The organism is Kribbella sp. NPDC051620 (genome assembly GCF_044453825.1).
In the GTDB taxonomy this organism is placed as follows: domain Bacteria; phylum Actinomycetota; class Actinomycetes; order Propionibacteriales; family Kribbellaceae; genus Kribbella.
On record NZ_JBITDB010000001.1, the window covers coordinates 479,608 to 503,931 of the forward strand.

At 69.2% G+C, this 24,324-nt stretch carries 8 protein-coding genes; 7 read left to right on the plus strand and 1 reads right to left on the minus strand.

The window, feature by feature from the left end; translation table 11 throughout:
• Positions 1-86 precede the first annotated feature (86 nt).
• The 7 genes from ACIA12_RS02215 (at position 87) to ACIA12_RS02245 (ending at position 22,688) form a co-directional block, all read left to right on the plus strand.
• Positions 87-635 carry a hypothetical protein gene (locus ACIA12_RS02215; protein WP_396364966.1) on the plus strand — a complete coding sequence of 183 codons (549 nt, stop codon included), beginning with the start codon at positions 87-89 and terminating at the stop codon, positions 633-635.
• Positions 632-10,654, plus strand: coding sequence for an alpha/beta fold hydrolase (locus ACIA12_RS02220; RefSeq protein ID WP_396364967.1), 10,023 nt, complete (start codon positions 632-634; stop codon positions 10,652-10,654). The genes ACIA12_RS02215 and ACIA12_RS02220 overlap by 4 nt, the downstream gene beginning before the upstream one ends.
• A complete protein-coding gene (locus ACIA12_RS02225; protein WP_396364968.1) occupies positions 10,647-12,416 on the plus strand; it encodes a hypothetical protein in 1,770 nt (589 codons plus the stop codon). Before ACIA12_RS02220 ends, ACIA12_RS02225 begins: the two co-directional genes overlap by 8 nt.
• Complete coding sequence (locus tag ACIA12_RS02230; protein ID WP_396364969.1) at positions 12,413-13,435, plus strand: hypothetical protein; 1,023 nt, start codon at positions 12,413-12,415, stop codon at positions 13,433-13,435. The genes ACIA12_RS02225 and ACIA12_RS02230 overlap by 4 nt, the downstream gene beginning before the upstream one ends.
• The gene (locus ACIA12_RS02235) at positions 13,435-17,358 is read left to right on the plus strand and encodes a hypothetical protein (RefSeq protein ID WP_396364970.1); all 3,924 of its coding nucleotides are present in this window, start codon (positions 13,435-13,437) and stop codon (positions 17,356-17,358) included. Before ACIA12_RS02230 ends, ACIA12_RS02235 begins: the two co-directional genes overlap by 1 nt.
• Positions 17,355-22,223, plus strand: a complete 4,869-nt coding sequence (locus ACIA12_RS02240; protein ID WP_396364971.1) for a choice-of-anchor D domain-containing protein — start codon at positions 17,355-17,357, stop codon at positions 22,221-22,223. Before ACIA12_RS02235 ends, ACIA12_RS02240 begins: the two co-directional genes overlap by 4 nt.
• Positions 22,224-22,445: 222 nt before the next feature.
• Entirely contained in the window at positions 22,446-22,688 is a 243-nt protein-coding gene (locus tag ACIA12_RS02245; protein ID WP_396364972.1) for a hypothetical protein, read from the plus strand.
• 168 nt (positions 22,689-22,856) lie between these two features.
• Here ACIA12_RS02245 and ACIA12_RS02250 read toward each other — a convergent pair whose 3' ends face one another.
• Positions 22,857-24,320 carry a BTAD domain-containing putative transcriptional regulator gene (locus ACIA12_RS02250; protein ID WP_396364973.1) on the minus strand — a complete coding sequence of 488 codons (1,464 nt, stop codon included), beginning with the start codon at positions 24,318-24,320 and terminating at the stop codon, positions 22,857-22,859.
• Positions 24,321-24,324 lie beyond the last annotated feature (4 nt).

Sequence of the window (24,324 nt, forward strand, 5' to 3'; positions counted from 1 at the left end):
GAGTAGTTCGCGAGGGGGCAGGGCCGTCGTGTTGCGGGGCCGGCGGTCGTTTTCGGGGTGCCGGGAATTCGACGGATGGGCCGGCGATGAGCGATGTTTTCGCGGCGGGGGCTGATGCGCGGCGTGATGAGCTGCGCGTGGATGTGGTGACGGCGGCGCTTCAGAACGCGTTGACGGGGTCGCGCAATGCGGGCGCGTCCGCGGTGGTCTGGAGTGATCGCGGGTCGCAGATCGTGCTGCATGTGGGGAAGCTGCAGTTGCGGGCATTGCAGAACACGATCGTGGTGGCCGTTGATACGGAGTCGGCGGAGTTCGGCGTTGCGCCGTTGATCGTGCGGTTCGTGTTCGGTGGGCGTCAGGATCCGGCGTCGCTGGTTGCCGCCACCGACGAAGGGGCGTTGGGGCATCCGGCGATCGCGGCGCGGTGGGGGACGTTGTTTCGCGACGTGATCTGGGCGGCGCTGGTTCGGCTGCTGGTGAGTCATGCGGACAGCCATGGGCTGGCGCCGGCCTCTGTCGAGATCGGGCCGGATCGATTCCTGTTCGGGGCGCGGCAAGAGGTTTCGGTGCGGGAGTTGGCCGAGCAGCACCATCGCGCGCGGCCGACCGAAGTACCGGAGGGGGATGAGGGATGAGTTTCGATCTCGGGGGGTCGGATGAGCTCGGGTTGCTGGCGCAGGCGATCGGGCTTGTCGATGGCAGTGGCGACCTGGATGTCGGGTGGTTTTCGGCGCCGCTCACCCGGCTGCAGGGGATCGTCCAGAACGCCGACCAACGGGCCGCACTTGCGCGGTTCTGCGACCTGGCGCTGGTACCGGTCCAGCAGCCCGGTCGCCCGGCCGCAGAGAAATGGCATCCACTCCTGGGCGACCTCACCGGTGGCAACCTCTACCTGACGCTGAACGACACCGGCTCGAGCCTGCTCCTCGGTGTCGGCGGCGAGTTCCACAGCAGTACCTCACCTGTACCCGGCCGGCTGCGGGTCCAGGCGGACATCCTTTCGGGTGGTTCGACGCTCGACCTGGTGATCGGCACGGCCGCCCACCCGATCACCGCCGAGGTCCGGATCGAGACCGCCTTCACCCCGCCGGCCCAACCGATCGGGCTGGCCGCCATCGTCGCCCGGTGCAGCATCGTGCCGGACCCGACTCATCCGAGCTTCGGCCTCGAGATCGTGCTCGAAGGCCTCAGCCTCAACGGCGAACCACCGATCGACAAGGTTCTCGACGTCGACGAGCTCGGCCGGGAGGCGCCGGATCTGCTCGCCGCCCTGCTGAAGGTCGTGCTCGCGGAGGTCGGCCCGGACCCGACGCTGACCATGCTGGCGGACCACCTCCTCGGCCTGTTCGGGCTGGCCGACGGCAGCGGCATCCCGGCGTTCCCCTTCGCCGAGCTGGCCGACGGCCCGGCCGCCGTACAGAACTGGCTGGCAGCCTTGCCCGCAGGGGAGTGGCTCGAGCATCTCGCCGGACTCCTCGGTACGACGTCCGCCTTCTCCGGTACCGGCACCCTGGTCCACCCGTGGCGCATCAGCCTGCTCGACCTCGCCGGCCTCGGTGAGCTGTACGGAACAGTCGCCCGCGCAGGCGACCCGGCAGCCGACGGTTTCGCCCGCTTCGGGTTCGGCGTCGAAGTGAGTGCCAACGTCGGTCCGACGGTCAGCGCCGACGCAAGCTGCGTGATCGCAGACGTACCGCTGTCCGGCACGAGCCACGCGCGCGTACTCCCCGAAGCGCGAGCATTGTTCCGACTGACCGGCGCATCGAACACCCCTCTCGTCGACAACCCCCAAGTCCGCGTCGGCACCGTCGAGGCCGGGATCGGCTGGGACGGTTCCACCCTCAAGCCCGTCCTCCAACTCCTCGACAACCGGCTCGCCGGTACGCCGTACCCGGTACTGGACCTGACGAATGTCGACAGCGTGGAAGCGGCCGCCGCCAATGCCGTCGTCGCCGCCATCAACTCTGCGCTGGGCACCGACGTCGGTCGCCGGCTAGCAGCGATCGCAGGCCTCGTACCGCCTGAGGACCCAGCGAACCCCGGCAATCCAGTCGCCGCGTGGCCGCACCAACTTGACCTGGCCAAGCTGGTCGTCGACCCCGCCCGAGCGATCGAGAACTACCACCGAGCCGTGCTCGGCGATGCCGACCGATGGAACCTGATCCTGCGCGAGATCGCCCAGGTGATCGGCCTGCCCGACGCCGTCTCCGGATCAGGCACCGCCGCACAGCCCTGGACCGTCGAGATCGCGATCGCGGACGGCGCCACCCTGCAGTTGGCCGCCTGGCACCAACCCCATCCGGACACACCGACCACCGAGCAGTTGCGGATCGGACTGCGGCTGGCCGCTGAGCCGGCCGGCTCGACGCTGGCGTTGACCAGCGAAGTACTGACGTTCGATCTGCCGACGACCGGCTCGGCAACTGTCTCGTTCATCGGCGCGCAGCGGTTGTCGCTTGTGCTCAGTCCGGCGCTCGATGCCGCCGCCGGCCCGATCGCGATCAGCCTCGACGACCTCACGCTGGCCGCGGGCTGGCAGCCGGGACAGCCTTTCGGTTGGGACATTCACGCCCATGGCCTGACGCTCACCGCCGACGGAGAGAGCATCACGCTCGCCGCCGTACAGCTTCCGCCCGCCGCGCCCTTCGATCTGACCAACCTGCCGGCGACGGCCGCGGCGCTCGGGCTGACCGTCACCGACCTGGAGAACGTCTTCCGCCTGCTGCTCTCGATGCTCGCAAGCATCGCCGGTCCGCAGGCAGACCTGGCGACTGCGTTGCTCGGACTTCATCACCGCCTTCCCGGCTTGGACGCCGAGATCCCGAGTCTGGTCGATCCGGCCCAACCTGGTCTGCTCTTCCAGGACCCATTGGGTGCCGTCCGCAGTTGGCTCGGCCGGTTGGTGACTCACGTCGGCGCCGACGGCGAGCTCAGTGCCGCTCTGCTGTTGCAGTACCTCGCATCGCTGGGCACCGGCGCTTTCGACGAGCTTGTTGGTGGGCTGTCGACGGAGCTCGATCCGCAGTTGCCGTCGTTCCTGATCGGCGGCGGGACGTTCGGCGACCCGTGGCGAGTGCCGTGGCCGGGCGGGACCAAGGATGCCGACGGCGACGACATCGGACCGGACCTGGAACTTTGGCTCGAACCAGCAGGACCGCCGATCGACTGGCTGACCGGCATGCGCAACCGCGTCGATGCGGCGACCGACTTCGCCGGCCTGGCCGAGGTGTTCGTTCAGCTCGGTTGGTTCGACCCCTCGATCAGTTCCCTGGTCAAAGGCCTGACCGTACGAGACATCGCCGCTCAACTCCGATCGCTGCAGGTCCAACTCAACGCCGGCGATGGCGTCGTACCGCGCGACGCGCAAAGCCCCGACATCTTCGGCTGGGTCCAAGGCGCCGAGGTCGACGCGGCCCACCTCGAACTCCCGCGGCACCCGGACGCGATCGCCGCCATCCTGAACCAGGTCGAGGCCCTGCACGGCGCCGGCCCGCGAACGGTCCTGCTGATCGGACCGGCCTTCGGCAACGCCGGGAGCTGGGCCGACCTGCTGGCCGCCCCGGCTCTGCAAGGTCCCACTGATCCCAACGCGCACTTCGCCCTCCGGACGGCCGGCATCGACCCGCGCACGATTGCGCTGGACAGCGTGACCGCGGTCGCCGACTATTACACGGCCGACCTGGCCGACGATCGCCGAGGCGATGTCGCCTACCTCGCCGATCAGATCGCCCACATCGCTGACCGGCTTGAGGTTCTCCACCCCGGACCGGTGATTGTGGTCGCGCATTCGTACGCGGGCCTGGCCGCGCGACGCTTCGCCGCGGACCACCCGACCAGGGTGCAAGGCGTCATCACCGTCGGTACGCCGCACCTCGGCACCCCACTCGCCTTCCTCGCCGACCCCGCTGTCGGCGATGCGATCCGGCTGGCCACCAGCGTTCGAGCCGGACTCCAGGCGTCGCCGCTGCGCGACGCGCTCGATCATCTGAAACAAGGTCTGGAGGGCTACGAGCCACCGATCGCGCCCGGCGCGCTGGCCACGCCCGATCCGTATCCAGCGTCCTCCTTCACCCTGACCGCGCCGTACGACCTGGGCGACATCCCGGTGATGACGATCGCCGGCGTCTGTTCCGACGACGTCTTCACCTTCTTGCAGACCGGACTGAGCGCCTACCTTCAACAACTCAGCGGTCAGGCAAGGCCAGCCCCGAGTCACCTGGCCTACGGAATGGCGATGCCGCTGTCGATCGGAAACCCGCCCGCCGGTTCGCCGCAGGCCGAGGCGCGGGTGCGTTTCGGCCTCGGTCAGATCCCGCTCGGCGATTCACCGCCGGCGGCGCCGCGACCGGCACAGTTACTCAGGGTCGAGCTGGACCTGTTCCGCAGCGGCGGTTGGATCGTCGGGCAAGCGGGACCGAGCGCCGTAGACGGCCGCCTCCGCCGCCTACTCATCAGCCTGACCGCAACCGGATCCGGCACCGGCGGCGCTGGCATCCAGGCGATCTTGGACGCGCGGCTGGATCAGGCAGCCTGGCGTGGTGTGACGGTACCGACCGCAGACCTGACCGATCCGCGCACGGCCAGTCTGATCGGCGCGGCCTTCGACGCCGCGCTGGCGAGCACCGACAGTGCGAGTCTCCCGGTCTCCACCCTCGCGGCAGCCCTCGGCGCACTCGACTTGGTCAGTACCGACGCGCAGGGGATCACCGGCCTGTCCGGCGACGGCTTCGCGGCGCTGCGGACCGACCCCGTCGGCTACCTCCGAGCGCGGATACCGGCAGCATTGGCACGGCCGGACGGTTGGGCCGGGCTGGTCGGCGACCTCTCGTTCACCCCGGTCAGTACGCAGGAACTGGCGTACGTCTGGGCGCCACCGGGTTCACCGTACGCGCTGTTCATCCGACGCCAGGCCGATGGCACCTGGCGTACCGGGATTGAGACGGGCACTGCCCTCGGTGTGGTCGAGCCACCGTTGATCAGCGTCAGCGCCGACATCGATCTCCTGCTGCCCGCGTTCCAGCCCACCGCCGAGCTGGTCGTCCACCTCGGCCCGGTAGCCCTGACCTACCGAACCGTCGACGGAACGATCCAGCTCGACGCCGCCCCCTTCGTCACCGACCTCACCCTCCTCCCAACCCCGTTGATCGGCGACCTCGCTGCCAAGCTCGACACTGCGCTGCCTCAGGTACTGGTGAGCGGAGTACTAGGCAACGTCCTCGCCGAACTCGTGCCTGGCTTGAAGATCGGTCAGCTTCTGCAGTTGCTCCAGACGCCAGGTGAGTTCCTGGCCGGTGCTCTCGGCGCACTCGATGGCGGTCTCGACCCGGCCAAGCTCTCCGGTCTGCTCACCACCCTGAACAGTGCCATCGGTCTGCCCACCGGCCTCGGCCTCCAGTTGCCGGCGGGCGTCACGGTCACCGCTGGGCCAGGGGCGGCCCCGCAGTCAGCCCGGATCGCGATCGGTACGACGACACCGATCGAGGGCGTACTGGCCGTCGGCCTCACCCTCGACATCGACGCCACCCGCCATGTCGCGCCAGGCGGCACGGTCACCATCAGTACGCCGCTCAGCGGATCCTGGCCACACGTCGCCATCACGTTCGGCGTCGGCCCCGATGGGGTGACGCTGGTGGTCACGCCCCAAGGCGTCCCCCCGATCACCTTGCTGCCGACCTTCAGCGGTCTGGGTGCTCTCCGTGGCGCCGCCGGAGCCTTGCTCCCCGCTGTCCTCGACGAGGCGCTCACCAGTTTCCCCGAGCCGCGCGACCCGTGGCTCGTCCACACCCTGCAAGCGGCCACGCATCTGGGCGTGTACGACGCGGCCGGTCACTTCTCCGCTCATACCGCCGAATTCACCGCGATGCTCGACGGCGCATGGTTCACCAGCATAGACAGCACGCGTCGCGCCGGGATCGCCGCCGCGGTCGCCGACCTGCTCAACCTGATCCCGGCTCTGTCCCTGCAGAGCGTCAACGGGCTGGTTCGGTGGACCCATGAGTTGACGGCCGGCAGCGGCAGGATCCAGATCAGTGCGGGATGGAGCGACAACGGCCCGACGGTCGCAGTCGCGCTCGTTGATCTCGTACCGGCCGATGCGCCGCTGGCGCTGACCGCGAACGTCCTTGTCGACGACACCGGTGTGACCGTCGGCAGCTCGATCGGACTCGATCTCAGCGACCTCGGCGTCACCGTCGTGCCCCGGCTGGCGATCGACGTCGTCAGCGGCCCGCCACTGAGCTTCCGGGTACGGTTCCTGCCGCTCAGCAGCGGAAGCCTCGACGGCCCGCTGGTGGTCCAGCTCGCGCCCGACTTCGCGCTGACGACAAGCCCAGCGGCCGCCGAGACGATCCTCGTCGGCGCCGCTTTGCCACTCGTGATCCGGGTCGCGGTGAGCGCGCTAACGGATGTACTGACTCGCAAACTCTGGACCGACGGACCCACGCAGGAGACCGCGCTGACCGACGCCGGCATCCTGGCGAGCGGTGAAGTGGTCGAGACGCTGCCGAACGTCTTCGAGATGCTCGCCGGATTCGTCGCGGGCGCGGCCGGCCAGTTGGACCTTCCGATCGGAACACTGAACCTCAGTCTGGTCGGGCACTCCGGTCGAGTGGGCCTCGGTCTGACCGGCTACCAGGCGATCGGTCTCGGTGAGCTTGAGTTGCAGATCCTCTTCGGCGCGCCCTCGGCCTGGGGAGCGGCCGCGGCGGAAGGCCTCGAGATTCTGCTCGTCGACATCGGCGGCGATTCGGTCGACTTCGACTTCGGGTTGCGCCTGCACGGGGTCGGCATCGGCCTGGCCAAGGGCGACGGCACGGCGCTGGTGGCGGAGAGCTTCCTCCGGTTGGGATCGGTCCGGGCGCTGCTCTTCCTCGATCTCGAAACGGCTGCCGGCTTCCAGATCCTGCACGGCGGGGCAGGCCTCGAACTGGGCGGCTTCGGCCTGCCCATCGGTGCCGCGCTCGACGCCGGCGGCGGGTCCAACCCGGTCGCCTCCAACTTGTTGTCGTCCGGTGGTACCAGCGGCGACAGCCAATCGGTCAATCCGAGCGCCGACCTCGACGTCTGGTACTGGGACCACCCGGAGAACGCCGGCGGCCCGCTCCGGGTCCTGGTCGGCGGGCAGGCCGGCATCTTCTGGATCCCGATCCATGCCGGCTTCGGCCCGATCTACATCGCCGAGATCGGCCTCGGCGTGACCAACACCGCCATCTCGCTGGCGATCGACGGCGGCGTCACGATCGCCGGGCTCAGCGCCGAGGTCGACGACCTCACCGTCACCATTCCCTATGCCCACGTGACCGACCCGACCCAGTGGTCGCTGGACCTGAAGGGGCTGGCCATCGGCTACAGCGGCCCGGCCATCTCGATCGCCGGTGGGTTGGTGAAGTTCGACGGGCCGCCGATCGAGTACGACGGGATGCTGCTGATCAAGATCGGCACCATCGGCGCGGTCGTGATCGGCTCGTACAGCGTGGTCGGCAGCGGCGCCGACGAGTACACCTCGTTCGCGATCTACGGCGGCGTGTTCGTACCGATCGGCCTGCCCCCGCTGATCAACCTGACCGGCCTCGCCATCGGCCTCGGCTACAACCGCCGGCTGATCGTGCCGGAGGACATGAACCAGATCCCGAACTTCATGCTGGTCAAGGCGCTCGACCGGCCCGAGGCGCTGGCCAACAACCCGATGCAGGCGCTGTTCGAGTTCCGCCAGCAGACGCCTCCCGCCCGCGGTGCGCTGTGGCTGGCAGCGGGCATCCGCGGTACGTCGTTCGAGCTCGTCAACATCACCGCCGTGCTCTACGTGGCGCTGGACTCCGGCGTGGACATCGGCCTGATCGGCGTCGCCCGGATGGCGTTGCCGTCCGACGAGTTCGCCATCGTCAGCATCGAGCTCGCGCTGAAGGCCCGCTTCTCCACCTCGGAAGGCCTGTTCTCGGTCCAGGCCCAGCTCACCGACAACTCCTGGCTGATCACCCCGGACTGCCAGCTGACCGGCGGTTTCGCGTTCTTCATGTGGTTCCGCAAGTCGCAGTTCCTGCTCACCGTCGGCGGCTACCACCCGGCCTTCAAACCGCTGCCGGAGTACCCGGTGGTGCCACGGGTCGGCTTCCGCTGGGACTTCCTCGGCGTCGTGCACATCAAGGGCGAGTCGTACTTCGCGCTGACCAACACCGCGGTGATGACCGGGGTCCGGATGGAGGCCACCTACGGACCGGACTGGATCCAGGTCTGGTTCAGCGCCTACACCGACATCCTGATCTCGTGGGACCCGTTCCACTACATCGTCGACGTCGGGATCTCGGTCGGCGCCCGGCTGCGGATCCGGATCTGCTTCTTCGCCTGCTGCACGATCGAGATCAGCGTCTCCGTCGGCGCCAAGCTGCATCTGGAAGGGCCGCCGTTCCACGGTACGGTGACCGCCGATCTCGGCGTCACCTCGGTGACCGTGCCGTTCGGCGACGACGCCCAAGCGCTGCCGCCGGCCAAGCACTGGGACGAATTCGTCAACACCTACGTACGTTCCGGCGATCCGAACAGCGCGTCGGTCAGCGCACAGGTGTCGACCGGTTTGCTGCCCGCCGAGCCGGCCGGCGCGGCCGTGGCACCCGGTACCGCGGAACAGCCGTGGCGGTTGGCGGCCGAATGGTCGTTCCGGACCGAGACCCGGATGGCTGCTCGCGGCTTCGCCCTCCAACTGAACAACGACGTCGCCGAGAACCAGATGCCCGCCGTCATCTTCGGCCGGTACGCCGATCTGGCCGCGACCTACGACTTCGACCTGGCCCCGATGTACAAGAGCTCCGACAAGATCACGGCGCTGCACCGGGTCGTGCTGGCGAAGAAGCCGGAGAACTCTTCGAGCTTCGTCGATCTGATCCCGCGCAGCCAGAACCCGGCCGACGACTCGCTGGAGATCGACGAGCGGCTGTTCCGGCTGACGCCGATCATCGGGCAGTTCTCCGAAGCGACATACCACTACTTCCCGGACCTGAAGCCGCCCGCCGCCTCCAACACACTGCCTGCGTTGACCGGCATCGTTCTGGAAGGTGTCGCCGGGCTGCAGAACGCGAGCGACGTCATTCCGATCGGCAAGCTGGTCGATGCCAGCAACTTCCGGCCGCTGCCCTTCGCCCGGCGGAACCCGGGTCACATCACCGCGGTACTCCAGGCCGGCGCGGCCTGGCTGGAGCTGGCACAGGTCGCCAACGGGGTGAACACGGGGACGCTGCTCACCGGCTTGGGCACGATCGTCGGTTCCGTGGCCGCGGGCGGTGCCGTCGAGTTCCAGGACCTCCGCAAGGACAGCGGCCTGCGGCAGAACGGCTATGGACCGGTGGCGCTGAACGTGCTGGTCACGCGGCGGTCCGCGCCGCCGACGCTGTCGGCGCTGTCCGAGGGATTCACGTTGGAAGACCAGGGCGCCGGCCTTGCTCCGCCACCGATCCGGGTAGGCGACGTGAAGCCGGTCTTCCTGGCCAGGCCGCGGCTTCGGTCGATGGTGCAGCGCCAAGCAGTCGTGGCCGGCCAGCAAACAGTTGCCCGAAGCACCATTCCGCTCACACGTCTCGGCGCGGCCGAGCTGCCCGTGGTCGATGTGCGCAACGACTTGATCACCTCGTACGACGCACCCGGCTTCGCGTTGCTCACCAAGAACCTCGCCGGCACCCCCCAACCGACCCGCGCCGCTCGCTCCGCCCGCACCCTCCGCACACCGGACCTCGGCGCACCGACCGGTCGCGCAGTCGCGGCCTCGATGGCCGTACTCGCCGAGCAGGTCCGCAAAGAAGGCGTGACCGTCCGCGCCGGCGCCACCCAGGTGTGGGAGGTACCGCCGGCGCAGGACTGGTACCTCGACATCGCCGGCAACTCCGCCGTCCGGGTCACCGAGTTGAGCACAGCGGGCACTGTGCTGGTCGACCAGGAGGCAGCAGAGGACCAGTTGCAGTTCAAGGTCGCCAGCGGCTGCGCGATGGTCGCGGTCACCGCTCTCGGCCGGCTGGGCGCCGGTCTGGCCAAGAACGCGGACGGCACGCCTGTTCGCGGAACGAGTGCCATCACAGCCGCCGTGGCGACCTCGAGCGCGCTGCCGGTTCTCGGGTGGCAGCTTGGGGCGGAGTTGGTTCAGGTGGGGCCGACGACCTTGCTGGCCAGGGGAGCCGTCGTCTCGTTGTCGAAGCCGATCGGGGCCGCCATCCGTGGGCACGCGGCCGCGACCGGGATGATCACCGTCTCGCGCGCGTTGCTGGCGCAGGAGGTCGTCCAGACCGACTTCGGACCGGTCGTCTCCGTGATCGGCGTACTGATCGACAACCCCGACGCCACCCGGCTCGGCCCCGAGTCGGTGATCCTGAACACCGAGCAGGTGCGAGTTGCCGGCCCGCCGATCCAAGTCACGGCCGGCAGCCGAACCCTCTTCCTGTACGACGTACGCCGCCGCTCCGATGCCGGCGACACCGATCGCGTCTCCGTCACCGTCGGACTGCTCACGCCACCAGGCGCGACGCAACCGATCGTCTTGTCCGGAGTAGTCGGTGGCACCGGGACGGCGGCCAACTGGGCGACGACTCTCAACGGCTCGACCTTGACCGAGGTGGTCGGGCCCGAGCAACTGACCGTGGACGGGAGCGTCTCTGTGAGGTTGAGCAATGGTTGATCCGCGCGTCGGCGAGATGATCCTCTTCGACTACATCCGGCCGCCACTGACCGCCGGCGAGTACCGGATGCGGGTGGGGACCGAGGTCGCCATCGACGGTACCGGGCAACCGCTGCCCGGCCAGGACTTCTTCTTCGACGTCGAGGGCCCGCGGTTCGCCCTGGCGCCGAACGAGGTCGCCGGGGTCTTCCCGCCCCGCAACGGTCATGGCCCCTTCGACTCCGCGCTGCCACATGTCGCCCTCGGCCGTCGCACGCTGCCCTGGGAACGACCGCTCGGCGACGCCTACACGGTGGGAGCCGACGAGACGCCGTACCCGTTCCTGGCACTCGTCATGTTCGAGCAGTCCGAGTGCACGATCCGGCGCAACCTCGCCCTGACCGACGTGGTCCCGCATGACGTGTTCGTCCGGCTCGGCCAGCCCAGCGGTATCCGCTGCGATGCCGTCGAGGCCGACCAGCAGTTCCTCAAAGAGATCCTGCCGATGCCCGAGGAGCTGCAACTGCTCACCCATGTGCGCCAGGTCAACGTCGATGATCGCGAGCTGGCGGCGGGGGACTCGGACGGCTACTTCGCCGTCGTGATGAGCAACCGGGTGCCGCGGTCGGGCGCGGACTACGTGTGCTGCCTGGTCTCGGTCGAGGAGCGGACCGACCTGCTCCCGGTCACCGACTACGCCGACACCGGCTCCGACATCTTCCAGAACGCCGCCGTCGCCGAGATCTCCGAAACCTTTGCCTTGAGCAAGAGTTCGCTCGGAACCAGCGTGATCGCGTCCGAGGCCGACAAGTTCGCGAAGTTCCCCGCCCAGGAACTGGTGGTCGGCAACACCTTCGCCGGCACCGCGAACATCACGGCCACCGGGAATGCCACGGCCATCGGGAGCGTCACGGCCACCGCCGGTGTCAGCGTCAACGCCAACGTCAATGCCGGCATCACCGCGGTGCTGTATCCCAAGGCGCAGCTGGTACTCCTGTACAGCTGGACCTTCACCTGTGAAGGCGATGGCACCTTCCGCCAGTTGATGCAGGGGCTGGACGTCGGCATGATCGGCGACGTCGAGCCGGCCACCAAGCTCGAGGTCACCGACACCGGGCACATCAAGATCGACGTCACCGACCGGCTCGGAGCACCCGAGCAAAGCTGGTACCGCGGCCCGCTCGTAGCGCAACCGCTCACCCGCGACGCGCTCGGGCCGTACCACAGCGCCGACCAGGCACGCCGGGTCGTCGCGGAGACCGGCGCGGAGAACATTTCGTACGCCGCCGCCTTCGAAGTCGGTCGTCTGCTGGCCGCGGCAGATGCCCGGCTCGCGCAGGAGCTGATGCGCTGGCGCCGCGGGTCGTTCCGATCCAGCGCCCGGCAGTCCGCGATCGATCTGCTGCGGGTGGCGATGCGGCTGAGCCTGATCGAGAACCCGCTGGATCCGGTCGCGTTGCGGTACTCGGTCGACGTACTGGAGAAGGTGACCAAGGGCATCGCGCCACCGACCGATCCGTTCGGCGTCGACGCGCTGCTGGCCAGCCCGCTGCTGCAACCCGAACGAGTGGCCAAGGCGTTCGCGCTGAAAACGATTGACGACGCCGTACGGCTGCTCGGCGCCGATGTCGCGCTCACCCAGTCGGTCCTGGTCGACGGCGGCAGGGCAGCCCCGACCACCAACCTCGATCAAGTGCTGTCCGACCAAGCGGGGCTGGCGGCGCTGGCCGAGCTGCGGCAGCGGGCGTTCGCCAACCTGCAGGAGCCTGGAGGCGTTCAATGAGACTTCCGGCCACCACCGCCCGCGAGGCGTTGTTCACCCGGCTCAAGGACCCGGCGCAGACGTCGGTCCTGCAACCCGACGGCGACCTTCCGCCGTACATGGAGTCGTTCCTGGCTCATCTCCGGTTGCTGGTCGGGGTGCCGTTCGAGTACCTGATCCCAGACGACCGGATGCTGCCGCCGGAGTCGATCCGGTTCTTCTACGTCGACCGCTCCTGGACCGACCGGCTGGTCGACGGCGGGCTCGCGGTCGGCCAGATCGGGTCGCGCGAAGAGGCGCACTACCAAGCGCGCGGCAGCGCCCTGCACCAACTGCTCGACCAGAGCGAGCGGATGGTCCGGAGTCTCCAGCGGGGCAAGGACTTCTACGACGCCAAAGCCGTCAGCGACGCCGACCAGCGAGGGGCCAAGCTGATCACCGGCTTCCTGCTGCGGTCCAGCGCGGTCAAGCAGTGGCCGCACATGGACGTCCGCGGCTACGACGTCACCATCGCCGAGCCGTTCGAGACGTCCTCGGCCAACGCTGTCGGGCACCAGCTGAAGCTGCTCCGGCTCGAGTTGCTGGCGCCGTCCCTGATGATCGCGCTGTTCGAGACCGAGCCGAAGATGGTGATCCTCGAAGAGCCGCACCACGGGGTGCAGTTCGGGGTGCGGCACGTCGGGTCGCAGCTCAAGGTGCCGTTGCGGGACGGGCACGGCCAGCAGATCGTGAAGAACGGGCGGGCCGTCCAGGTGACGGTGCCGACCCGGAAGCGGCACTCGGACGTGATCCGGGTCGCCGCGCTGCGAGAGGCGTTGATCGGCGCGCATGCGGCCAACCCGACGTCGGTGGTCCAGGAGGGCTCGGGGTCGTTCGCGATCTCGGTGCTCGATCCGCCGTGGCGGCAGCACTTCGAAGGTACCGAGGACTTCGCCGACACCGGCGTACCGGGCCACGATCTCGCGTTCGTGAACGTCACCTTCACGGTGCAGCAGCCGCTCGTGCTGAGCAGCGTGAAGACGGTCCTGGGGGTGTTGTGATGGCCATCGATCCGAAGCTGATCTCGCTGTCGCTGGCGCATGGCATGACGCCGGGCATGATCGCCAGCTGGAACCCGAAGGTGCCGCGCACGCCGCGGGTACTGGTACCCATCCAGCTGGACGCGCTGGTGGTCCGCAAGGAGGAAGGGACCTGGGCCAAGGTCGCGATGGAGGTGCCGGAGACCGGGAGCGACAGACTCGCGTACGAGTTGCTGGCCGAGCCGTTCGCCGAACGCGAACCGCGGAAGCCGGGCGTCTACCTGCACTGGGCCTTGCCCGATGCGCTCACCCGGGGCAGCGGTACTGCGGCCAGCGGCGACGTGGCTTTTCCCGCCGTACCGGACCGCTGGCTGGTGATCCGACTGTCGTCGGGCAAGGAAGGGACGCGGCGTGCCGTCAGCGGCTGGGTGATCGAAGCGGGTGACGAGACGCCGACCGTCGTACCGCTCGACGAGTGGACCGAGCCGGTCGACCCGGAGTCCACCACTGTGCCTGGGCAGGAGCCGCTGACCGCTCTCGGACACGGCGACACCGCTTGGTCGGCGTACTTCGACAACGTCGAGGGCCGACTCGGCTTCTACGACGACCTGAGCCAGCTGGGCGGGCTCGGAAAGCAAGGCGATGTCCGGGGGCCGCTGGCCTATCTGGTGTGTGGCTGGCACAGCCGGATGGTCGACGATCCGATCGGCGAGAACCTGAGGTCGCCGACCCAGTTCGAGACCCGGCTGGACGGGCTCGGCTGGGAGGTCAACCCGGCCGACATCGAGACGGCGTTCGTCTACGCGCAGAACCGGGTCAAGGCGGCCGGCACCGTGGGACTGGTGGCGCGGGAGAGCCGGTTCGCGGTTCAGTCCGACCCGGCCGTCGGCAAGAAGATCGTGGCCGACGGCGCCTTCGGTGAGACCTCCACACAGCTGACCAGCGCGGGGATCCCAGCGCTTGGCAAGTGGCTGGCGCAAGCAGTGTCGTGGCCGCAGCTGACCCTCTACCACGGCGCGGTCGTCGGACTGGGCTGGCCCGACGCAGGCTTGCCGGTTGCTCCGGAAGGCCTGCTCGGTGGCGTGGTCGGTGGTCCGCCGGACGCCAACGCGGTCACGGTCACCATCGGGAACACACTGACCGAAGCGCTGGCTGCGCGGCTGGCGGCCAACCAGGGCAACGCGGACGAGGCCCGGATCCTCGAGGCGGTACTGCTCGGTGGTACGGACGAATTGGACATGCCCGACAGCGCTGCCCGGATCGACAGCCGGTTGCATGCCAGCGGGTTCGCCGGGCTGCCTGGTGGGGTGGTCACGGAGCCGGTGACGCAGACCGCATCCGTCCAGCCGAGTTCGGTGGTACCGGATCCGTCGAAGACCGATCCCGGCGTCTTCCGTGGCAGATCGGGTGGCGGTCGCAGACCCGGCAAGTTGCTGAGCAAGACGCATTTCGACGGCGTGCTGGTCGCCAGCACCGGGACGACTCCGATTGCTCACGGCTCGCCCAAGCTCGGGATCGGCGCGATGGACAAGGTGCTGCAGGCGATCAAGTCCGTCGAGGAGGTCACCGTCAGGGTTCCGTCGGCGCCCAATGCCGAGCCGGTAACCCAGACGATCGATGCCAAGCGAGCGCTGCCGCGGTTCTTCGTGCCGGCCGACCCGGTGTTCCTGATTGAGGGTGGCGGCCGCGCGTTCAAGCACGGCTTCGACGGCATGTACGCCGAGACGCAGAAGCTGGTCTGCCGGCTCAGCGGGCACACGGTGACCGGCCTCGCGCCGCGGCGGTTGGTCAACTTGCCGGGCGCGGCGGTCCGTGGCGAGGATCTTCTCGATCGGAGGGTCGACCATGGCGGCGTGCCGGTCGAATGCGACGACCTCGTTCGCGAGCTGGCGCTGCTCGACCCCGGCAGCGCACCGGTAGCCGTGCGGTCCCGGTTCGGCGGTAACGCCAGATTCGACGCGGCGGCGCTGGATCAGGCGGCCGAGGTGTTCGCCGTCGAGCAAACCGTCTGGCAGGTCGCGCGCGATGACCGGCGGGACATTGGACCGCTGCTCTCGTTGAGCGGATTCGCCGGAACGTTGCCGGCGGCAATGGCTGTCGCGTTGCCCAGGATTCCTTGGGTGCCACTGCATCTGGACTGGGAAGTGGAGCTCTACAGCTCGCCCGAGTTCGCCGACTGGCAGTTGGAGGAGATCGACTTCGACGCGGTGCCGGACAGCCTGCCGGACGGGACTCAGAGCGGTGTACGGACGTTGCGGGGCCGTGCCCTCCTCGGTGGCGGTGCGGCTCAGGTCGCCGCGTCGACCGTCCGGGATGTGCTGGAGCAGGCGCAGCAGAGTGCGGGCTCGATCTCGCTGACGCCGAAGACCACGCATGCCTTCCACTCGCAGGCGGCTCTGGAGATGGTGAGCCAGATCAGCACGATGGCCTCGCTGCAGACGCAGCGGGCAGCGGACGACGCAGATCTGGACCACATCGCCGATGAGCTGGAGAAGATGGACGTCCTGGTCGGGGCGATGGACCGGTTCAACTCGATCCTGCGATCAGGGTTCGTGGCCGACGGCGTCGCGAAGCCTGCCGACGGGGTGGTGCCCGCTGACTTCTGGCCAGTGCGGTCGGGGTTCCTGAAGGTCAAGCGGCTCCGGCTGGTCGACTGCTTCGGTCAGGTGCTCGATCTGGCCGGGTCCAGTGCCACCGAGCCCGCCAAACCCGAGCTGATCATGCGGACCGAGCCGCTGACCGTCGCGGATCGGCCGGACCTGGTCGAGCTGGCGCCACGGTTCACTGCTCCGAGCCGGCTGTGGTTCCGGTTCGTCTCGGCCACCGACGATGTGGTTGAGGCGAACGATGCGACCAGCCCAGTGTGCGGGTTCGTACTGCCCAATCACCTCGACGGCGATCTCCAGTTCCACGCTGCCGACGGCGTCGGCTTGGGCGCGGTCCGCTTCGACGGCGGGCGGCTCGATGTCGAGGCAGGTACCGGGGTGGGCGCCGGGATCGTCTGGGAGGACTCGCCGGGCCAGCCGACCAACCTCGGCTCCGCGCCGTCCGGCACCATCGGCAACCGGCATCTCGCCGGGATCGCCCAGGGACTGCTCGACTGGGGCGTGGTCGACGCGACGCCGGATGCCCCGGCGGTGGATACGGCCCTCTCGTCGCTGCTGCGGATCGTCGACTCGTCGCTGTGGTCCGTCGATCCGTTCGGCCACATCGGTGAGGAGCATCTCGCGTTGCTGGTCGGCCATCCGATCGCCGTCCTCCGGGCGCTGATCCGGGTCGAGGTCGACGAGCCGGTCGCGCCGGACCTGGTCCGTGGCATCCGCGTCCCGGTCCGGGTCGGGGCGCTCGCGCACTGGCAGGACGGTCTGCTCGGGTACTTCGTCGGAGACGACTACCGCACCCTGCACGTCTCCGACCCGGCCGCCGCCGACTTCGCCCGGCCGGTCGGGCCACACCAGGGCTTCAACGGTCAGGCCTCCAGTACGTCCGACTACTACACCGACTTCGCAACTGACCTCGGCGTCATCGCTCAGCCGGGGTCGACGCCGGTCGACCATCCGTACGTCGACACGAGCGGGGTGCTGTGGGTCCAACCGCAGCAAGACGTCTGGCTGACGTTGCTGATGGAGCCACACAGTGTCGTCCACGCGACCACCGGTTTCCTGCCCCGCAAGGAGATCGGCATGCGGCGTTCCTGGGTCGCGCCCGGCCTGTCCCGGCTGGCACCGGTGTTCCGGTTCGGCCCGGTACTCGTCGATCCGAAGCTGATCAGGATGCCGATCGCGGCCGACATCCGCGGTACCTGGACCTGGAACCACCGAGCCGACGCCACCACCTGGGCCGAGGACCCGATCGTGAACTCGACCTCGGACGCGCGGATCCCGCCGGACCCGTCCGAGGGGCAGGAGGGCTGGCTCAAGCTCACCCCCGAGGAGGAATCGTGAGCGAGCCACGGTTCGAGAACGACGCCAACGAAGGCGAGTCCGAACGCAAACCGGAAGCCCTGCAAGCGCTGCAGTCCGACCGGCGCGGGCGGATCGACAACCGGCGCTGGCGGTACGCGGTCCGTGACGTCGGCGCGCTGAACTACGCCGGACCGGGCCGGTGGAAGCAGGTCGGCCCGGCGCCGCTGCTGGTCGGGAACGAGCAGATCTTCCTCGGTACCGGGCCGGACAGCGGCGAGGTCGTCGACATCGCGATCGATCCGCGACCGGGCCCCGACAAGGTCATCTACATCGCCACCGGCAACGGCGGAGTCTGGAAGTCGCGGGACGACGGCGTGAGCTGGTCGCCGCTCACCGACCAGCTGTCGGCGATGGCCATCGGTGCGATCGCCTTGGATCCGGTCGACCCGAACATCCTGTACGTCGGTACGGGCAACCTGTTCGAAGGCGCCGGCGGCCTGCCGAAGTCAGCCGGCCTGTTCAAGTCGGTCGACGGCGGGGTCACCTGGTCGCGGCTCACGTCGCCGGCGGGCCGGCCGCCGCAAGCGATCACCGCCGCGGTCAACAACGGCGGCGGGGTCCGGGTGACGGTCGCGGGTCACGGCTACTCGACCGGGGATCGCGTCGCCGCCGTAGGGCTTCCGGGGGTGGTCGGAGCGGTCGGCGAGGGCGACTCGACCCGGATCGACGCCAACACCCTGCGGATCCCCGGCGCCACCATGAACGCGGCGTACGGCGGGGCCGGCGCGACGCTGTTTGACGCTCGACAGCCACCGTTCCTGAGTGACCGGGGCATCATCCGGATGGTCTGCCCGACCGGTGGCACGCTGCTCGTCGCGTCGCAGGCCGGGCTGTACTACTCGGCCGACGGTGGCCGGAACTTCGGGGCCAACCATCCGGCGTACGACGACGGCAGGCCGATCCGGCTCGGCGTGATCTCCGCGTTGGAGGTCGACCAGGGCTGGTACCGGACCACTCGGGTGACCGGGGCGAGCAACGCCGATCCGATCGAGGTGACGGCGGTGCGGCACGGGTTCGCCACCGGCGATCGGGTGATCGTCGGTGGGGTCGCGCCGAATCAGCAGGCCAACGGCAGTTGGCTGATCGACCGGGTCGACGACGACAAGTTCACCCTGCGCACGTCCCACGGCGCCGGTGGCGGTGCCACGAGCGGGTTCGCCTGGGGTCCGTCCCATCCGTCGACGAAGCCGGTGACGGGCGCGAGCAATCCGGCCGCGCCCAACCCGATCGTGATCACGTCGGCAGCGCACGGCTTCATCACGGGCGACATCGTTGCTGTAAGCGGCGTACAGGGCAACACCGCGGCCAACCGGTCCTGGTCGATCCGGGTGCTCACGCCGGACACGTTCTCCTTGGTCGGCTCCCGCGGCAACGGCGCGTATGTCGCCGCGACCGGCATCGTCGACGGGCCGCAGCACGCGCCCGCCGCTCCGATCACCGCGGCGGCGAACGGCGGGGGAGGGATCAACCTCACCGTCGTCGGCCATGGGTTTGACGGCGATCTGGTCACTGTTTTGGGGTTGCCGGGCATCAACGCGCCCAACAACTCCGGTCGCGCGATCAGGGTCGACAACGATCACTTCCGGATCGCGGGTCTTGCGCTCAATGCGGCGTACGGGGGAGTGGGCGCGACCGTCATCGGACCGGCGGACGCGTTCAACACGGTGTACTTCGCCAGTGGCGGCCGGACCTTCCGCACCGCCTCGACCAACCCCGATCGCGGGCTCTTCCGGCTGACCATCACCTCGACCGGCGAGCTGATGCAGTCCGACAACCTGCTCGCGCATGGGGGCGGTGTGGCCCCCGGACTGGGTTTCGGCCGAGTCGTGTTCGCGCAGTCGCTGCTGCCGCGGACGCGAACCTTGTACGCCTCCGTACAGGACAGCGAGTTCATCGGCTCCAGCACCTTCGTCGGGCTGTTCCGCAGCGACGACTTCGGCGCGACCTGGGCGCCGCGTCCGGCGTTGAACGCGCGCGCCGCTGCCGACGGCCTGGCGAACATCGTCTACAACCTGACGCTCGGGGTCGATCCGCAGCATCCGCAGGTCGTCTATGCAGGGTTCCAGCAGCTGTGGCGCTCGACCGACGGCGGCGGCACCTTCCCAGCGGTCACGCCGGCCACCCGGGGCGGAATGGATGCGATCGCCGGCTTCGGCAGCTCGCCGAGCACGACGCTCGCGCACTGGGATCACCACGAACTCGTCTTCGCACCACCGACCCGTTGGGACTGGTCCGGGGTCACGCCGGTGTCGCCCACTCCCGTGTACCTGGGCACGGACGGCGGGATCAACCGGACCGGCAGCGTCGGCGCGGTCAACGGAATCGGTGGCACGATGACGTTCGACCAGCTCAACGAAGGCCTCGCCACCTCGCTGCTGCGCGGAATGGACATCGGCCGCGGGGCTGGTACCAACGAAGTCGTCTTCGCCGGCATGCAGGACACCGGTACGGCGGGGCACCGGCGCGGCGACGCGATCGGCGCCTGGACCGCCGGCATCGACGGTGACGGCGGGGACGTCGCGGTGGACTCGTTCAACCCCGACATCGTCTACGGCTTCGACGGCGGCCGTTTCATCCGGTCGACCAACGGCGGCCGGACGTTCCTCGACAGCGGTTTCCCGATCCCCGCCCGGCACCAGATCGTCTCGATCCACAACGAGAATCCGGTCCGGGTGGTCACCTCGGGGCACTCGTTCCGGACCGGCGACGGCGTGTTCATCTCCAACGTCACCGGTGGCGGCGGGATCGCCAACGGCGGCAACGTGGTCACCGTGCTGAACCCGCGCGAGTTCACCCTGAACGGGAAGAACGGGACCGTGGTGGCGGCGTTCGGCGCCGGTCCGCAGGTGGCCGGCGACCGGTACCTGGCCGAGCTGAACGTCACGGCGGCCACGCTCGCGGCGCCGATCGAGATCGAGACGGCCGTCCCGCACGGCTGCGCGACCGGGCAGAAGGTGCGGATCGACGGTGTCGCCGGAAACGTCGCCGCGAACAACTCCGTCGCCACCCCGAGCTGGGTGGTGACGGTGGTCTCGCCGACCCGGCTGTCGCTGAACGGCTCGGACGGGTCGGCCCAGCCTGCGTACGTGGCGGGAACCGGCCGGCTGCGGGGACCGGCGGTGGCCGGCACGGTTCCGGTGTTCCGGGCCGAGAACACGAACCCGATCGTGGTTACGGCGCAAGGGCATGGCTTCGTCTCCGGGGACAACGTGACGGTCACCGGAGTGACCGGCAACCTGGCCGCCAACGTTGCTGGGCAGGCGATCCGGGTGCTGGATGCGAACAGCTTCGAGTTGGTCGGAGTTGCTGGAAACGGCGTGTCCGGGGCGGTGCCGCGAGCCAGCGGGCAGACGATCGGTCGCGGGTTGCCTCTGGGCGGTACGAACCGGCAGCGAGTTGCCTTGGTGCCGGTGGCGGGCGCGGTCTCTACAACGGTCTTCGTCTCGTTCGACAACCAGTTGTTCCGCAGTACGAACGGTGGCATCACTTTTGTCAGCGTGGCCACCTTCAATGATCCGATCTCCGCGCTGCATGCGCCGGCGGCCAACCAACTCTGGGTCGGCATCGCCGGGAGCAGGGTGCCGTTCAGGGCGGGGACCGTGCGCTTCAGCAACAACGGTGGCAACTCGTTCCTGGGGGCAGCGAACAACTACGTCAACAACATCGGCGCCCGGGGACCGATCGCCGCGATCCGTTCGGATCCAGCCGTCGCGGCTGGGACGACGGTGGCTGTGGTGGTTGCCGGATACAGCGAGACGGCGACGGAGCGGCGTACGCGGCACGTGTTCCTGACCACGGCCGGCGGGATCACCGTTGGCGGGGTCGCGCCGTGGCAGGAGGTCGGTGGAGTCTTCAACGCGCCGCTGGGCAATCTGCCCGACATTCCGGTGATGGGTCTGGGCTGGGAGCGGGTGACCGGCGGGCCTTCGAGGTTGTTGGTTGCCTCCGACATCGGCGTCTTGCGCCTTGGCGCCGGCTCGGTCTGGGAACGGGTCGGGCCGAATCTTCCGAACGTGTCGTGCCAGGCGTTGGAACTGGACAACACAGTCGATCCCGCGGTCCGGCCGCAGGTGATTCGAGTCGGTACGTATGGACGTAGCGCGTGGGAGTTCGAAGTACCGGCTGGGCCGAGTCTTCTGGTCGAGGCCGATCTGGGCTTCGGTGAACAGCAGGTTGCGACGACGACCCGGCGGCGGATCGTCCTGCACAGCATCGGCAGTGCCGGGGTGACGGTGTCCGAGATCTTCGGTGTGGCCGGCGATTTCGCGGTGCAGGCCGTGCCTGCCGGGCCGCTGAACTTCCCGCTAGCGCTCGCGAGCGGTGAGCATCGGGCCGTGGAGGTCTCGTTCACGCCGGGGGCGGCGGGGGATCGCGGGACGGAGTTGATCGTTCGCTCCGATGATCCCGAGCACGGTGCGATCACGGTGCGGGCAACGGGATTCGGGATCGCTGCTGGGCGGCCGCGGTTGAGCGTCCGGGCGTTCCTGGAGTTCGGTCTGGTACGGACCGGGGCGCCGGGGGACCTGCCGCTGGAGATCCGCAATCTGGGCAGTGCGCCGCTGACCGTCGACACCGTGCAGCTTGATGTTGCCGGGAGCAACCGATTCTCGCTGCCGGGGTTGCCGGCGTTGCCGCTGGTGATCGCGCCTGGGGATGCGACGTCGGTGACGGTTCGCTTCGATCCGAATGCCAACGGGGTCGTCCGCGGGGCGGTGATCGTCCGTGGAAACGGTCAGGGTTCGGTGGTGAACCTGCTCGCCGAGGGCACCACCACGGCCGCCGGCATGGTCGCAGTACTGCTGAACATCCTCGGCCTGTCCGACCCACCCGAGGCAGTCGCGTAAACCTGTCCGCGCTCGTCCCCGATCCCCGTCCCCGATCCCCGTCCCCGACCCCCGACCCCCGACCCCGTCCCCGACCCCGTCCCCGTCCCCGTCCCCGACCCCCGACCCCGTCCCCGACCACGCCCCCGACCCCGACCCCGTCCCCGACCCCCGCCCGCGACCCCCAGCCCGTCTTCGTCCTCTTGCTCCTCGTCCTTGTCTTCGTCGAAGGAGATCTGCCAGATGTCTTCGTTGCCCGCGGTACGTACTCGCTTCTGGCTGCAGTCCGGCTTCTCGGTCGCGGCGCTGGTGCTGGCGGTGGTCACGCTGATCAGCCGCGAATGGATCGAACTCCTCACCGGCTGGGACCCGGACGGCGGGAACGGCGCCGTGGAGTGGGCGATCGTGGTGGTGCTCAGCGTCGCCGCACTCTGCTTCGGCCTGGCCGCCCGCCACGAGTGGCGCCGTCCCCGGACCGCGACCTAGCCGCTTTACAGCGCCGTCGTCGTCATGGGCGGACAGAACGTGCCGACCAGCGACGTGGCATTCGCCAGCCGGGCGGGTGCTCGTGGCCGGCGCAGTGCTGGCGGTTGCGGCCGCGGCCTGCGGCCTTGCGGGCCACCTCGCGTACCAGGTTCTCGGCGCGTCCGCCGGCTACGTCCCGATCGGTCGGAGGCGGGCGGCTTCGGTGATCAGGGCATCGAGGGCTGGGCGGAAGGGACCTGGGAGCCAGGCCAGGGCGACGGTGATGGGCGCCATGTCCACGACGTCGATGTAGGCGATGTCAGGGCGCGGGTAGAAGTCGCGGCAAGCGGCCGGGACGACGGTGATGTTGGGGCCCAGGGCAACGGCCGAGAAGAGCTCTTCGAGGTTGGTGACCTCGTCGTCGGTGAAGTCGACACGGCTGCCGTCGGGGCGCGGATCGACGGCCCAGAAGTCGCGGTACTCCTGGTGGACGCTGGGGGACAGGCTAACCACCTTGTGCCCCTTGAGGTCCGCGATCCGGAGCTGGTCGCGGGTCGCCAGCTCGTGGGTGTTGCTGACGGCAACAGCACGGGTTCCGGTGCCGATGGCCTGGACCGGGACGCCAGGTGGAACGGGGAGGTAGGCGACGATGACATCGACCTGGCCCTGCGGCAGCGCGGTCACCTGTTCGACGAAGTCGAGGTGGCGAACCTTGATGGTGAGGTCCGGGTGGTGGAGCCGCATCCCGGCGAGCAGCGCGCGGACCTCGGGCAGGGCGACGATCGCTTCGTGACTGCCGATCACCAGCTGGCCGGACTTCGGCGGGTCGTGGAACGGCGCCCTGGCCGAGCGCGGCTCACGGAGCAACTCGGCGTGGACTTCCGTGAGGGCCGCGCTGGGGCTGACTCCGAGCTCCTCGGACAGTCGACGGCGGACTTCGTCGTACCGGCGCAGGGCCTCGGCTCGTCGGCCGCAGGCGAGCAGGATGGTCAGCAGCCGGGCGTGGACTCGCTCGTCGTACGGCAGCTCGGAGGCCAGTTGTTCCAGCTGATCGAGGGCGAACTCGGGCTTGCCGGCCGCCAGCGCCGCGTCGGCGAGTTCGAGCGCCAGGCTGATCCGCGACTCCTCCCATCGGCGTACCAGCGGGTCGGTGCGGATCCACTCCGGGCCGTCGACGAAGAGCGGCCCACGCCACAGCTCGAGCGCACGATGCAGCTCGGCGGCGCGCTCGGTCGGGTCGTTCGCTCGCGGCGCCAGGACGAGCTGCTGGTACTCCGCGAAGTCATCGTCCGAGTCCGGGAGCTCGAGCCGGTACCCGTTCCCGTCCCAGCTGACGGTCGCCGCCGGGCCGCACTCTTCCTTGAGCCAGTCCCTGAGCCGCGACACGGTCGTGTGCAACGACCCGCTTGAGCAGCCGGCCGGCCCCCAGCCGAGCTCCGTCACCCGCGCGGCACTGGGAGCTTCGCCGGTATGCAGCAGCAAGGCGCCCAGCAGATTGCGAACAGCCGGCCGCTTCGCCGCCACCGTCTCGCCATCCACCTGCACCCGCAACGGCCCGAGAATCCCCAGACGCACGCGAGATTTCGCCAAGACGTCCCCCATCTCCCGTACTCCACCGGCTCCGGTGCCACCCACCCAACCAGGGCGAAGCATCACC